Raw genomic sequence first — 12,773 nt, 5'->3', positions numbered from 1 at the left:
TTAGGCCGCACGCACGAAGCCATCGAGGACGCGCTTCGGGCCCGCCTGGTCGAACTCGACCTCCAGCTTGTTGCCGTCGATGTCCATGATCTCGCCATAGCCGAATTTTTCGTGGAAGACGCGCATGCCGATCGCGAGATCGCTGCGCGGTTTGGCGCCGACCGAGGCGGCGGGGCCTTTTTCCGACGGCGCGGGCGCGCGGGTGATCGTCGAGGATTGCGCGACCGCGCGCTGCCACGCGGGGCCGCGCGTCATCGTGCGCGCGGGGTTGCGCTCGGCAACATGCGCGAAGGGATCGCCCTGCGCCGACCAGTTGGCGCGCCACAGGCTTTGCCCGCCGCCGAAGCTGTTCTCGCTCTCCACATGCTCGGGCGGAATTTCGGCGATGAAGCGGCTCGGGATGCTGCTCATCCACTGGCCATAGATGCGCCGGTTGGCCGCATGATAGATACTCGCGCGCTGGCGGGCGCGGGTGATCGCGACATAGGCGAGGCGGCGTTCCTCTTCGAGGCTCGCAGTCCCGCCCTCGTCCATCGCGCGCTGCGACGGGAAGACGCCGTCCTCCCAGCCCGCAAGGAAGACATGGTCGAATTCGAGGCCCTTGGCGGCGTGGATCGTCATGATCGTCACCGTTTCGCTCGCATCGTCATTGTCGCGGTCCATGACGAGGCTGACATGCTCGAGGAACGCCTCGAGCGAGTCATAGTCCTCCATCGCACGGACGAGTTCGGAGAGATTTTCGAGCCGCCCCGCCGCCTCGGCACTGCGGTCGGCCTGTAGCATCGCGGTGTAGCCCGATTCGTCGAGGATCAGCTGCGTCAGCTCGGGATGCGACAGCTCGCTCGCCTTCGCCTGCCAGCCGCGCATCTGCGCGACGAAATTGGCGAGCTGGCGGCGTGCCTGCGGGGTCAGTTCGTCGGTTTCGGTGATCCGCGAGGCCGCGTGGAAGAGCGGCGCGCGCTCGATCCGCGCGAACTGGTGGATGCGCGCCATCGCCTTGTCGCCGAGCCCGCGCTTGGGGACGTTGACGATACGCTCGAACGCCAGATCGTCGGCGGGCGACTGGACGAGCCGCAGATAGGCGAGCGCGTCGCGAATCTCGGCGCGCTCGTAGAAGCGAAAGCCGCCGACGATGCGATAGGGCATACCGATCGCGATGAAGCGATCCTCGAACTCGCGCGTCTGGAACTGCGCGCGGACGAGGATCGCAGCGCGGTCGAGCGAAATGTTCTGGCGCTGGAGGTCTTCGAGTTCTTCGCCGATCCGCCGCGCTTCCTCGGGCCCGTCCCACACGCCGACGACGCGGACCTTGTCGCCAGCATCGAGCTCGGTCCACAGCGTCTTGCCGAGCCGGTCGCTGTTCTGCGCGATCAGCGCCGACGCCGCGGCGAGGATCTGCGGCGTCGAGCGGTAATTCTGTTCGAGGCGGATCACCGTCGCGCCGGGGAAGTCCTTTTCGAAGCGCAATATGTTCGCGACCTCGGCACCGCGCCACGAATAGATCGACTGGTCGTCGTCGCCGACGCAGCAGATATTCTTGCGCGCCTGCGCGAGCAGCCGCAGCCAGAGATATTGGCTGGCGTTGGTGTCCTGATATTCGTCGACGAGGATATATTTGAAACGCTGCTGATAATGTTCGAGCACGTCGCGGTGCGTTTTCAGAATGACGAGCATGTGGAGCAAGAGGTCGCCGAAGTCGCAGGCATTGAGCGTCTTCAGCCGCGCCTGATAGAGCGCATAGAAATGCTGCCCCTTGCCGTCGGCATAAGCCTCCTTGTCGGCGGCATCGAGGTCGGCGGGGGTCAGCCCGCGATTCTTCCACTTGTCGATCAGCCCCGCGAGCTGGCGCGCGGGCCAGCGCTTTTCGTCGAGCCCGTCGGCCTGGATCAACTGCTTCAAGACGCGAAGCTGGTCATCGGTATCGAGGATCGTGAAATTGCTCTGCAGGCCGACGAGTTCGGCATGGCGGCGCAGCATCTTCGCGCAGATGCTGTGAAAGGTGCCGAGCCACGGCATCCCCTCGACCGCGTCGCCGATCATCCGTCCGATACGCTCGCGCATCTCGCGCGCCGCCTTGTTGGTGAAGGTGACCGCGAGGATTTCGGAGGGCCATGCGCGCCGCGTCGCGATGATGTGCGCGAGCCGTGCGGTCAGCGCCGCGGTCTTGCCCGTGCCCGCGCCGGCGAGCATCAGCACCGGGCCTTCGGTCGTCAGCACCGCCTGCCGCTGCGGGCCGTTCAGGCCGCGCAGATAGGGCGGGTCCGAGGGATCGGGGGACGGGATGTCGGGCGGCGAGGCGGGGAGGTCGTTCACGCGCGAACGATTAGGGAACAGCGCCGCCACTGTCCAGCCCGCGGCGACGGGACGAAGCGCGCGGCGCGGCGTCTGCGCGGGCTTCCCATCGGCCGTTCGACGATCTACGGTCGCGGCGATGCGGGGACGATGGCTTATCCGGTCGGCAAGCGCGGCGCTGGCGGTTTTGACGCTCGCGGCCTGCGCGGGCGGCCATTACCGCCCCGTCGCAGACACGCCGGTCAGAGTGGGCCCACCTTATACCGTGCGCGGCACGACCTATGTGCCCGCAGCGGCGCCCGCCTATGACGCGGTCGGCTATGCGAGCTGGTACGGTAATGAATCGGGCAACCGCACCGCAAATGGCGAGAAGTTTCGCGCCGGCTGGATCACCGCGGCGCACACCACGCTGCCGCTCCCGACCTATGTCGAGGTCACCTCGCTCGATACGGGGCGCCGGATCGTCGTTCGGGTGAACGATCGCGGGCCGTTTGCGGGGCGCGGGCGGATCATCGACCTGTCGAAGGGCGCCGCCGAAGAGCTCGGCATTCGCGCCCAGGGTCATGCCCCGGTGCGCGTGCGCCGCATCGAGCCTTCCGAAAAGGACCGGGCAAGGCTGCGCAAGGGCAAGCCGGCGCGCGCGCTGGCGCCGCTGTCGCCGCGCGAACTGCAAGGGCTGCGCTCGCGCATCGCGAGCGGGGGCTGATCCGCGAAGGCGGTTCGAAACGACGGTAAGGGAAGAAAAATGGTGGGCGTGGCAAGGATTGAACTTGCGACCCCTGCGATGTCAACACAGTGCTCTACCACTGAGCTACACGCCCACACGTTTCGGGGTGACGCGCCCCTTAAAGGCCTCCACGCGGGCTGGCAAGCCCCCCGCGCGACGAAATGCGATTATTGTTGGTGCGACCGGTCGGCACTGTCGAACAATGCATCGACCTCGCGCACCAGATCCTTGAGGTGGAAGGGCTTGGACAGCAGCTTCGCCTGCGGCACATTTTCCTCGGCGCGCAGCGACACTGCGGCGAAACCGGTGATGAACATCACCTGCGTCTGCGGCGCCACCCTGGCGGTGTGCTGGGCCAGTTCGATTCCGTCCATCTCGGGCATCACGATGTCCGACAGCAGCAGGTCAAACGTTCCCGAATCGATATAGGGGACGGCTTCGGTTCCGCGATCGACGGCGGTGACGTGGTAGCCGGCACTCGTCAGCGCGCGCGCCAGATATTCGCGCATCACGTCATCGTCCTCGGCCAGCAAGATGCGAATCATTCGAAAAAGAAGCCTTTGATCGTTTTTGCGCCGGCACAATGGGCGGCGTATCCCTCGTTTCGAAGCGCCGTCATAACGGCAGAGATTTAACAAATTGGCGAGGACGACTGGATTCGCGGTCCGTTTTTTGCCACCCCTCTCTGATGGCGCGCCCCAGCATCCCGCTCCCGGCAATCGCTGTCAACCGTCCGGCGGCCGACGGCCCCGTCGTCGTGTCCATCCCCCATGCCGGACGCATTTATCCGCCCGAAATACTGGCGGCGGCGCGCGTGTCCAAAGAGGATCTGGAGCGGCTGGAGGACAGCTGGTGCGACAGGATTGCCGCCGGGGCGGAACAGAGCGGCGCGACTGTGGTGCGAGCCATGTGGGCGCGCGCCGTCGCCGACTGCAATCGCGGCGAAGGACAGATGGCGCCGGGCGAAGTCGCGCCGATGCTGCGTCCGCAGTTTTCGGCGCCGGGACGCAAGGAACGCGCCGGGCTGGGCGTCGTTCCGACGCGGCTGCCGCATTGCGGTCCGCTGTGGCGCCGCCCGCTTGACCGGGCCGAGCTCGAATGGCGGCTCGACCGGCTTCACCGCCCCTATCACGCTGCGCTCGCCGGCGAGCTGGCGGCGGTGCGCGACCGCTTTGGACGCGCGATACTGATCGACCTGCACAGCATGCCGCCGATCCCGCCGGGACAATCGGGTCACGGCGCGCGCCTGATCGTCGGCGATCGCCACGGCGCGACCGCCGATCCCGAGCTGGTCGAACGCGTGATCGCGGCCGCCGCGCGACTCGGGGAGCCTGTGGGACGCAATCAACCCTATGCGGGGGGGCATATCGTGCGGACGCACGGGCGACCCGCAGAGGGGATCGACGCCGTTCAGATCGAGATCGACCGCACCCTCTATCTGGGCGGCGATCGCTACCCCGACGCCGCGCGTGCTGCGCGACTGGCGCAGTGGTTTTCGGAGCTTCTGACCGAACTGGCGGACCTTTTTCCGGGCGATAATTCGCTGCCGCTCGCTGCCGAATAAAAAACCACCTCGTACCGGGGTACGAGGTGGCCAGGGTCCAGGGAGGACGCACCCGCGTCATGCTGACGGGGCACTCGCCGCGATGGTAAGGGGGAAACCATGGCGGCGTACCGGCAATCTAGGATGTTGCGCGCCGCGTTACAAGAAGCGACGACGGAAAAACTGCCAATGTCGCGATATTCGCGGTGAAATGGTCGGGGAGAGAGGATTCGAACCTCCGGCCCCTGCCTCCCGAAGACAGTGCTCTACCAGGCTGAGCTACTCCCCGACCGATCCGGCGCCGGCGGACCGGCGCGAGGGCAGGGCGGTCCTCTAGACGCGCATTTGGCGAACATCAAGCGCCAATCGCCACATTGCGGCAATTGCGGTTTCTAAAGCAGCCCGGCGCGGCGAAAGCTGAAATACCCCGTGTCGACGAAAATCAGATGGTCGATCAGGTCGACGCCCAGATTGGCGAGAAAATCGGCGGCTTTGCGCGTGAAATCGAGATCGGCACGGCTGGGCCGAGCTTCGCCGGACGGGTGATTGTGGGCGATCAGAACATGCTGCGTTCCGGCGGTCAAAACGGCGCGCCAGCGGTGCGGCGCGATCCGGCACCGGTCCGCGCCGGTCGCTTCGATCGGTTGCACGGCGGTCAGGCGCTCGATCGCATCGAACCCCGCCAGCACCAGCGTTTCGCAGGTAACCGCAAAGTGCGGGCGCAGCAGGAGGCGAGCGAATTCGTCCTCCGCGCTCAACGGGGTGAAGCCGTCGGGGCGGGCCAATGCCGCATCCTCGTCGATTTGGTCGACCTTTGTCATGGCTCCCTTTTGGGAGCGAGGACCGCGGCCCGCCAAGCGGCGACTGAACCGGAACGGACCGTCGCCCGCCGGCGCTTGCCGCCCGGGCAGGGCGGGCCTAGCAAAGAGCCAGTAACACGGGAGCGAGTCTTGGCCGAATCCATCCATTATGAACTGCAATATCTCGACCTGATGCGCCGCATCTGGATCGAAGGCGACGAGCGTGTCGACCGCACGGGGGTGGGGACGCGCTCGCTGTTCGGCGAAACGATGCGATTCTCGCTCGCGGACGACGCGATTCCCTTGCTCACGACCAAGCGCGTCTATTGGAAGACCGCGCTGCGCGAACTTTTGTGGTTCCTGACCGGCGATACCAATATCCGCCCGCTGATCGCGCAGGGCGTGCGAATCTGGACCGACTGGCCGCTCGACCGCTATCGCCGCGAAACCGGCGAGGATGTGAGCGCCGAGGCGTTCGAGGCGCGGATACTGGCCGATGAAGAATTCGCGCGCGCGTGGGGCGATCTGGGGCCGGTCTATGGCCGGCAATGGGTGAACTGGCCGCGCTATGAACCGGCGGGCGACGGGCTTTTTCGCCGCGCCGAGGCGGGGCACAACCAGATCGCTGCCTTGATCGATTCGCTGCGCAACAACCCCGGATCGCGCCGCCATATCTTCACCGGCTGGAACGTCGCCGATCTCGATCGCATGGCGCTGCCGCCGTGCCACATGACCTATCAGTTTCATGTCCGCAGCGACGGCGGGCTGTCGTGCCTGCTCTTTCAGCGGTCGTGCGACCTTGGGCTGGGCTTTGCGTTCAATGTGTTCGAGGCGGCGCTGCTGACCCGGATGATCGCGCAGCAATGCGACCTGACGGCGCACGAGCTGATCTGGACCGGCGGCGACGTGCATCTCTATCTCAACCATGCCGAACTGGTCGAAGAGCAGATGAAGCGCGTGCCGGGCGGGGCGCCGAAGCTACGCATTTTGCGCCGCCCGGAGAGCATCTTCGCCTATCGCTTCGACGATTTCGCGGTCGAGGATTACGCGCCGCAGGCGCATATTTCCGCGCCCGTCGCGGTCTGAGAGCCTGATCCGAAACTCCGGCGGGTCGGTTTGGCGGGTCTTTTTCGCGCCGATTTCGTTGCGATCTTGCCACGATGCCCCGCATCGCGCCTGCGATCGCGCCTCATCGGCACAAAAAATCCCTCGCCAACCCTCCGCCGCCGGTATTTCGGATCAGGCTCTGAGCGGCAGCCATTGCATTGGTATGCGCAAAGCAATAATATGTCGTTCAATTGAAATATAACGGCGCGGCGATTCGCGCCTCGAAGGGACGATGCCATGCCCGAAACGCCCCCGCCAGCGGCGAGCAATCTGCCGTCGCTGTCGCTCCATATTCCCGAGCCGCGCTATCGGCCTGGCGACACCCCCGACTTCGGCGACATCACCATTCCCCCGGTCGACGCGACGCCGCGCCCGGGTGAAGCGTCGAAGCCCGACGCGATGCGCGAGCTTTGCTACGGGCTCGTCCGCGTGCTCGATTTCGACGGCGAAGCGAAGGGGCCGTGGAACCCCAATCTCGCACCCGACCGCCTGCGCCAGATGCTCCGCCACATGATGCTGACGCGCGCGTTCGACGACCGCATGTTCCGCGCCCAGCGGCAGGGCAAGACCAGCTTTTACATGAAATGCACGGGCGAGGAGGCGACGTCGGTCGCCTCGACGATGGCGATCGACCGCGCCGACATGGTGTTCCCGAGCTATCGCCAGCAGGGCATTTTGATCACGCGCGACTATCCGCTGATCCAGATGATGAATCAGATCTACTCGAACCGCGGCGATCATCTGCTCGGGCGGCAGCTCCCGATCATGTATTCGGCGCCCGAGCATGGTTTCTTCAGCGTGTCGGGCAATCTCGCGACGCAATATCCGCAGGCGGTGGGCTGGGCGATGGCGTCGGCGTCGAAGGGCGACAGCCGCATCGCGACGGTGTGGTGCGGCGAGGGATCGTCGGCGGAGGGCGATTTTCATTCAGCGCTGACCTTTGCGACCGTCTATAACGCTCCCGTCATCTTCAACGTCGTCAACAATCAGTGGGCGATTTCGAGCTTCTCGGGCTTTGCCGGCGGCGAGCGGACGACCTTTGCGGCGCGTGCCGTCGGTTATGGCATCGCCGGGCTGCGCGTCGATGGCAACGACCCGCTGGCGGTCTATGCCGCGACCCAGTGGGCGGCCGACCGGGCGCGCACGAACAACGGCCCGACCTTGATCGAGCATTTCACCTATCGCGCCGAAGGCCACAGCACCTCCGACGACCCGAGCGCCTATCGCGCCGCGCAGGAAGCGAGCGCCTGGCCGCTCGGCGATCCGATCGCGCGGCTGAAGCAGCATCTCGAGATGCTGGGCGAATGGGATGACGAGCGGCATGAAGCGCTCCGCAAGGAGCTCGAAGAGCTGGTCAAGACGAGCCAGAAACAGTCGGAAAAACTCGGTATTCTCGGGCATGGGATGCACCAGCCGTTCGAGACGATGTTCGAGGACGTGTTCGAAGAAATGCCGTGGCACCTCAAGGAACAATGCGCGCAGATGCTCGCCGAACAGGAAAAGAAGTTCGGCCCCGACTGGAAGCCCGAATGATGACGCTCAAAGACTCTGGCGCAACCAAGACGATGAACATGATCGAGGCGATCAACAGCGCGATGGACGTCATGCTGGAGCGCGACGACAAGGTCGTCGTGATGGGCGAGGACGTCGGCTTTTTCGGCGGCGTCTTTCGGGCGACTGCGGGCCTGCAGAAAAAGCACGGCAAGACGCGGGTGTTCGACACGCCGATCAACGAATGCGGCATCATCGGCGTCGCGGTCGGCATGGGCGCCTATGGGCTGCGCCCGGTGCCCGAGATCCAGTTCGCCGACTATATCTACCCCGGGCTCGACCAGCTCGTCAGCGAAGCGGCGCGGCTGCGCTATCGTTCGGCGAATGACTTCATCTGTCCGATGACGGTGCGCACCCCCTTTGGCGGCGGCATTTTCGGCGGGCAGACGCACAGCCAGTCGCCCGAAAGCATCATGACGCACATCTGCGGCGTGAAGACCGTGATCCCCTCGAACCCGCGCGACGCCAAGGGGCTGTTGATCGCGGCGATCGAGGACAATGATCCGGTCGTCTTCCTCGAGCCCAAGCGCATCTATAACGGCCCCTTCAGCGGCTATTACGACCGCCCGGTCGAGCCCTGGTCGAAGCATGAGGCGAGCGCGGTGCCCGAAGGCTATTACCGCGTCGAACTCGGCAAGGCGGCGACGGTGCGCGAGGGCGAGGCGGTCACCGTCCTTGCCTATGGCACGATGGTGCATGTCGCCAAGACCATCATCGAGGAAAGCGGCATCGACGCCGAAATCCTGGACCTGCGGACCCTGCTGCCGCTCGATATCGAGGCGATCGAGGCGTCGGTTAAGAAGACCGGGCGCTGCCTGATCATCCACGAAGCGACACGCACCTCGGGCTTTGGCGCCGAACTCGCCGCGCTGGTGCAGGAACGCTGTTTCTATCATCTCGAGGCGCCGGTCGAGCGCGTCACGGGTTTCGACACGCCCTATCCGCACAGCCTCGAATGGGCCTATTTTCCCGGGCCGGTCCGCATCGCGACCGCGCTCGAAAAGATCATGAAGGACTGACCGCCATGGCGCGCTATTCGTTTCGTTTGCCCGACATCGGCGAGGGTATCGCCGAGGCCGAGATTGTCGCGTGGCACGTCAAGGTGGGCGAGCGCGTCGAGGAAGACGCGCAGCTGGCCGACATGATGACCGACAAGGCGACGGTCGAGATGGAATCGCCCGTTTCGGGCGTGGTGGTCGAGATTGCCGGCGAGGTCGGTGACCTGATTTCGATCGGCTCGACGCTCGCGGTGATCGAAACCGACGAAGAGGTGGCCGAGGAAGAGACACCGGCCGAGGAAGCCGCCGAGGAGGAAATCGAAGCCGAGACGCCGGGCGCCGAAGAGGCGACGCCGGTGAAGGCGGAGGTGGCTGCTCCCACTCCGGCTCCCGCGCCCGCGCCGGCATCGGCACCCGAGCCGGCGCCTGCATCCGCCAAGGCGGAGGCCGACCGTCCGGTTCTCGCCTCGCCCGCCGTTCGCGCGCGCGCGAAGGATCTGGGTGTCGACCTGGCCCAGGTCCAGGCCGAAGGAGATCGCATCCGCCACGCCGATCTCGACGCCTATCTGCGTTATAGTGCGGGGCAGGGTTATCTTGCGCCCGGCACGCCGCGCGCGCGCGCCGACGAACCGGTCAAGGTGATCGGGATGCGCCGCAAGATCGCCGAGAATATGGCGGCGTCGAAGCGCGCGATCCCGCACTTCACCTATGTCGAGGAAATGGACGTGACCGCGCTCGAGGCGATGCGCGCCGATCTGAACGCCAACCGCGGTCAGCGCCCCAAGCTGACGATGCTGCCGTTCCTGATCGTCGCAATCTGCCGCACGATCCCCGACTTCCCGATGATCAACGCGCGCTACGACGACGAGAGCGGCGTGGTGACACGCCACGGCGCGGTGCATTTGGGCATGGCGACGCAGACCGACGCGGGGCTGATGGTCCCCGTCATCCGCGACGCGCAGGACAAGAATGTCTGGCAGCTCGCGGCCGAAATCACCCGCCTCGCCGAAGCGGCGCGCACGGGCAAGGCGAAGCCCGCGGAACTGAGCGGCGGCACGCTGACCATAACCTCGCTTGGCCCGCTTGGTGGCATCGCGACGACGCCGGTGATCAATCGCCCCGAGGTCGCGATCATCGGCCCGAACAAGATCGTCGAGCGCCCCGTCTTCGCCAAAAATGCCTTGGGGGGCGACGATATCCGCCGCGCGAAGCTGATGAACCTGTCGATCAGCTGCGACCACCGCGTCGTCGATGGCTGGGACGCGGCGAGCTTTGTCCAGGCATTGAAGAAGCTCGTCGAAACGCCGGTCCTGCTGTTCGCCGATTGAGCGCCCGCCCTCGCTGCCCGCTGGCGCGCGCGTCGAAGCTCGCGTAAGAGGAAGCATGACCGGGAGGCAGGCAGGGTGATCGAGGACAGGGGACGGAGGGAGTTGCCGGCGGCGCGCACCGACCCCCTCGAGCAGATCGAGATCGACGATTTCCGGCGCGACCGCCTGCTCGCGGCGCTCGCGCTGATCCTCGGCGCGGCCTTTTGCCTGGGGCTGCCCTTCGCGTTGCAGGCGGGGGCCGAATTCTTTCTGCCGCTGACCGCGGCGATCGTCATCGCCATCGCACTCGTGCCGATGCTCGAATGGCTCGAACGGCGCGGCGTGCCGTCGGGCCTTGCCTCTTTCCTGTCGCTCGCGGCCTTTCTGGCGCTGATCAACGCGGCGCTGGCGATCATCGTCGTGCCCGCGACGGGCTGGTTCGCGCGGCTGCCCGAATCGATCCCGCGGATCCAGAGCAACCTTGCGCCGCTCATTGACTTTTATGCGACGCTCCAGCGCTTCGTCGACCGCACGCTGACCTCGGTGGCGAGCGGGACCGAAGCGACCGCGCAGGCGATGGCCGACACCGCGCCGACGTCGGTGTTCGATTATTTCATCTCTGCGGCGCCGGCAGCGGCGATCCAGCTTTTCTTCGCCATCCTTGTCGTCTTTTTCTTCCTCGCCGGCTGGACGCGGCTGCGCAAGGGAACGATCCGCCGGCGTGGCAGCTTCGACGGCGCGATGCAGACCGCACGGGTGATCCAGAATGTCGTCGACGCGACCGCCGACTATCTGGCGACGATCACGATGATCAACGCGATCCTGGGCCTGACCGTCGCGCTATTGCTCTGGGCGCTCGGTATGCCGTCGCCCTTCATGTGGGGCGGCATCGTGGCGATCTGCAATTTCGTGCCCTATCTGGGGCCGATCGTCGCGGCGATCTTGCTGGGTCTGGGCGGACTGATGACATTCGACGCGGTGGGATTTGCGCTGATTCCCGCGCTGATCTTCATCGGCGTGCATCTGTTCGAGGCGAATCTGATTACCCCGCTGGTGCTCGGGCGGCGATTGACGATCAATCCGCTGCTGATTCTGGTGTCGCTCAGTTTCTGGGGCTGGGTTTGGGGAACCCCCGGCGCGCTGCTCGCGGTGCCTTTGCTGCTGATTTTGCAGACGATCCTCCATTCGACCGGAACCCCCGATCTGGCGGGTTTCCTGTTCGAACGCGGCACGCTGACCGCCGCCGAGGAAATGCGAAGTCGATTAAATCGCGCGCAGAGCGAAAGCGACGGTTGACACGCCGGAGCGGGGGCAATATTGGCGCGGCTCCCAAGCACACGCGGGTGTAGCTCAGTTGGTTAGAGTGCCGGCCTGTCACGCCGGAGGTCGCGGGTTCGAGCCCCGTCACTCGCGCCATTTCCTGCCTTTTAGGACGGAATGGCGGCCGCGGCTTGGGAGCATTTCATCGCAGTGAAATATCAGGATCGGCGCGGCCCGTCAGCCGCGCCAGCGTCCCAGTTCCATCCATCGCAAGAGCGGCTTGAGCGGCAGAATCCAGACGATCCCCGCGGCGAGATAGAAGACCCCCTGCACCAGAATCGGCCAGGTGCCGACCCACGGCGACAGGCTGACGATGATTGTCGCCCACACCGCGATCAGCAGAAGGATCAGAAAGATGCCCGCGGGCTTACGCCAGCTGGGGTCGGGATTGGCGGGCTTGTCGCTCACAAAGTTTCTCCGCAAATTATGAATTCCTGCTCGGTGAGCACGGCGTCGAGCGGCATGTCGGCCGGTTCGGCAGGAAGCGCATCGACCTCCTGCACCGACCAGCCGACGCCGATGCGTGGAATCGCGGGATGATCCGCGAAATAGCGGTCATAGTGTCCGCCCCCCTGACCCAGCCGGTTCCCTTGGCGGTCGAAACCGACGAGCGGGCAGAAGATGAGCGCGGGCTCGACGGGACCGGATGGCTCGCACGGCTGTTCGGTGCCCCATGGCCCTTTCGCGAGCGCTTCGCCCGGCGTCCAGCGGCAAAAGCTCATGGCGTCCGATCGGTCGCCGTGGTGGGGAAGGGCGAGCGGATAGGCCGCGATCATCGGGACGATATCGGGTTCGTCGCCCCACGCGACATAGGCCGCGACCGGATCGCGGCCGGTCAGGCGCTCGGCGAGCGGCTGCGGCACGATGCGGAAGGCGGCGAGTCGTGCCATTGCGTCGAGATTCGCCGCAAAATGCTTGCGCCGAAAGCGGAGGCGCTCGCGAAGCTGCTGCTTTTGCACGGCCAGGCCGGCGGACGGGTCGTTCATCGCCTGGCCCCTGGCAATTGGCGGGTTGGCGGGACCGCCATGGTCGTTTGCCGGAAGATCCTCTGACGCCGGTAACGTCAGGTGGGGGCCGTGTACGTCGGACCAGGGTCCGGGCAGGGACAGCTCCCTTGGATGATGTATC

The 12,773-nt window shown here is 65.7% G+C and carries 12 protein-coding genes and 3 tRNA genes; 8 read left to right on the top strand and 7 right to left on the bottom strand.

The annotated features are described in order from the left end of the window. Positions 1-2,313, bottom strand: a complete 2,313-nt coding sequence (locus tag KNJ79_RS11385) for an ATP-dependent helicase (protein ID WP_317151145.1) — start codon at positions 2,311-2,313, stop codon at positions 1-3. Between the two features lie 118 nt (positions 2,314-2,431). On the opposite strand from KNJ79_RS11385, the gene KNJ79_RS11380 reads away from it, so the two are divergent. Then, entirely contained in the window at positions 2,432-2,998 is a 567-nt protein-coding gene (locus KNJ79_RS11380; RefSeq protein ID WP_317151144.1) for a septal ring lytic transglycosylase RlpA family protein, read from the top strand. Positions 2,999-3,038: 40 nt separating this feature from the next. Here KNJ79_RS11380 and KNJ79_RS11375 read toward each other — a convergent pair. Together KNJ79_RS11375 and cpdR are read right to left on the bottom strand one after the other, a co-directional pair. Then, positions 3,039-3,113: transfer RNA gene (locus tag KNJ79_RS11375), tRNA-Val, on the bottom strand. Positions 3,114-3,186: 73 nt separating this feature from the next. Beyond that, on the bottom strand, positions 3,187-3,564 hold the full coding sequence (gene cpdR, locus KNJ79_RS11370; protein ID WP_317151143.1) for a cell cycle two-component system response regulator CpdR: 378 nt from the start codon (positions 3,562-3,564) through the stop codon (positions 3,187-3,189). Positions 3,565-3,707: 143 nt separating this feature from the next. On the opposite strand from cpdR, the gene KNJ79_RS11365 reads away from it, so the two are divergent. Further along, complete coding sequence (locus KNJ79_RS11365; RefSeq protein ID WP_317151142.1) at positions 3,708-4,583, top strand: N-formylglutamate amidohydrolase; 876 nt, start codon at positions 3,708-3,710, stop codon at positions 4,581-4,583. A 191-nt stretch (positions 4,584-4,774) separates the two neighbouring features. Here the strand turns inward: KNJ79_RS11365 and KNJ79_RS11360 are convergent. Both KNJ79_RS11360 and KNJ79_RS11355 read right to left on the bottom strand, forming a co-directional pair. Further along, positions 4,775-4,851 (bottom strand) — tRNA-Pro (locus KNJ79_RS11360). Between the two features lie 103 nt (positions 4,852-4,954). Then, positions 4,955-5,383 carry a JAB domain-containing protein gene (locus KNJ79_RS11355; RefSeq protein WP_317151141.1) on the bottom strand — a complete coding sequence of 143 codons (429 nt, stop codon included), beginning with the start codon at positions 5,381-5,383 and terminating at the stop codon, positions 4,955-4,957. A 171-nt stretch (positions 5,384-5,554) separates the two neighbouring features. On the opposite strand from KNJ79_RS11355, the gene thyA reads away from it, so the two are divergent. The 6 genes from thyA to KNJ79_RS11325 all read left to right on the top strand — a co-directional run bounded on the left by thyA (position 5,555) and on the right by KNJ79_RS11325 (position 11,741). Further along, a complete protein-coding gene (gene thyA, locus KNJ79_RS11350; RefSeq protein WP_394357176.1) occupies positions 5,555-6,448 on the top strand; it encodes a thymidylate synthase in 894 nt (297 codons plus the stop codon). Between the two features lie 258 nt (positions 6,449-6,706). Continuing rightward, positions 6,707-8,002 (top strand): thiamine pyrophosphate-dependent enzyme, encoded by a 1,296-nt coding sequence (locus tag KNJ79_RS11345; RefSeq protein WP_317151139.1) that lies wholly within the window; start codon positions 6,707-6,709, stop codon positions 8,000-8,002. A 32-nt stretch (positions 8,003-8,034) separates the two neighbouring features. Further along, positions 8,035-9,039 (top strand): alpha-ketoacid dehydrogenase subunit beta, encoded by a 1,005-nt coding sequence (locus KNJ79_RS11340; RefSeq protein WP_089214801.1) that lies wholly within the window; start codon positions 8,035-8,037, stop codon positions 9,037-9,039. A gap of 5 nt (positions 9,040-9,044) precedes the next feature. Beyond that, positions 9,045-10,346, top strand: a complete 1,302-nt coding sequence (locus KNJ79_RS11335; RefSeq protein ID WP_317151138.1) for a dihydrolipoamide acetyltransferase family protein — start codon at positions 9,045-9,047, stop codon at positions 10,344-10,346. A 78-nt stretch (positions 10,347-10,424) separates the two neighbouring features. Beyond that, positions 10,425-11,621, top strand: coding sequence for an AI-2E family transporter (locus KNJ79_RS11330; RefSeq protein WP_245836521.1), 1,197 nt, complete (start codon positions 10,425-10,427; stop codon positions 11,619-11,621). 43 nt (positions 11,622-11,664) lie between these two features. Then, positions 11,665-11,741 (top strand) — tRNA-Asp (locus KNJ79_RS11325). Positions 11,742-11,822: 81 nt separating this feature from the next. Here the strand turns inward: KNJ79_RS11325 and KNJ79_RS11320 are convergent. Together KNJ79_RS11320 and KNJ79_RS11315 are read right to left on the bottom strand one after the other, a co-directional pair. Continuing rightward, entirely contained in the window at positions 11,823-12,053 is a 231-nt protein-coding gene (locus KNJ79_RS11320) for a DUF2842 domain-containing protein (protein ID WP_317151137.1), read from the bottom strand. After that, positions 12,050-12,631 (bottom strand): 5-formyltetrahydrofolate cyclo-ligase, encoded by a 582-nt coding sequence (locus KNJ79_RS11315; RefSeq protein WP_317151136.1) that lies wholly within the window; start codon positions 12,629-12,631, stop codon positions 12,050-12,052. The genes KNJ79_RS11320 and KNJ79_RS11315 overlap by 4 nt, the downstream gene beginning before the upstream one ends. Positions 12,632-12,773 lie beyond the last annotated feature (142 nt).

It is taken from the genome of Sphingopyxis indica, from assembly GCF_032879645.1.
In the GTDB taxonomy this organism is placed as follows: Bacteria; Pseudomonadota; Alphaproteobacteria; order Sphingomonadales; family Sphingomonadaceae; genus Sphingopyxis; species Sphingopyxis indica.
This window is presented reverse-complemented; position numbering and strand designations above follow the sequence as displayed.

Bases quoted from the DNA above. Each gene is read 5' to 3' on its own strand.
- KNJ79_RS11380 (WP_317151144.1), top strand. From the start codon at position 2,432: ATGCGGGGACGATGGCTTATCCGGTCGGCAAGCGCGGCGCTGGCGGTT.
- cpdR (WP_317151143.1), bottom strand. From the start codon at position 3,564: ATGATTCGCATCTTGCTGGCCGAGGACGATGACGTGATGCGCGAATAT.
- KNJ79_RS11365 (WP_317151142.1), top strand. From the start codon at position 3,708: ATGGCGCGCCCCAGCATCCCGCTCCCGGCAATCGCTGTCAACCGTCCG.
- KNJ79_RS11355 (WP_317151141.1), bottom strand. From the start codon at position 5,383: ATGACAAAGGTCGACCAAATCGACGAGGATGCGGCATTGGCCCGCCCC.
- thyA (WP_394357176.1), top strand. From the start codon at position 5,555: ATGCGCCGCATCTGGATCGAAGGCGACGAGCGTGTCGACCGCACGGGG.
- KNJ79_RS11345 (WP_317151139.1), top strand. From the start codon at position 6,707: ATGCCCGAAACGCCCCCGCCAGCGGCGAGCAATCTGCCGTCGCTGTCG.
- KNJ79_RS11340 (WP_089214801.1), top strand. From the start codon at position 8,035: ATGAACATGATCGAGGCGATCAACAGCGCGATGGACGTCATGCTGGAG.
- KNJ79_RS11335 (WP_317151138.1), top strand. From the start codon at position 9,045: ATGGCGCGCTATTCGTTTCGTTTGCCCGACATCGGCGAGGGTATCGCC.
- KNJ79_RS11315 (WP_317151136.1), bottom strand. From the start codon at position 12,631: ATGAACGACCCGTCCGCCGGCCTGGCCGTGCAAAAGCAGCAGCTTCGC.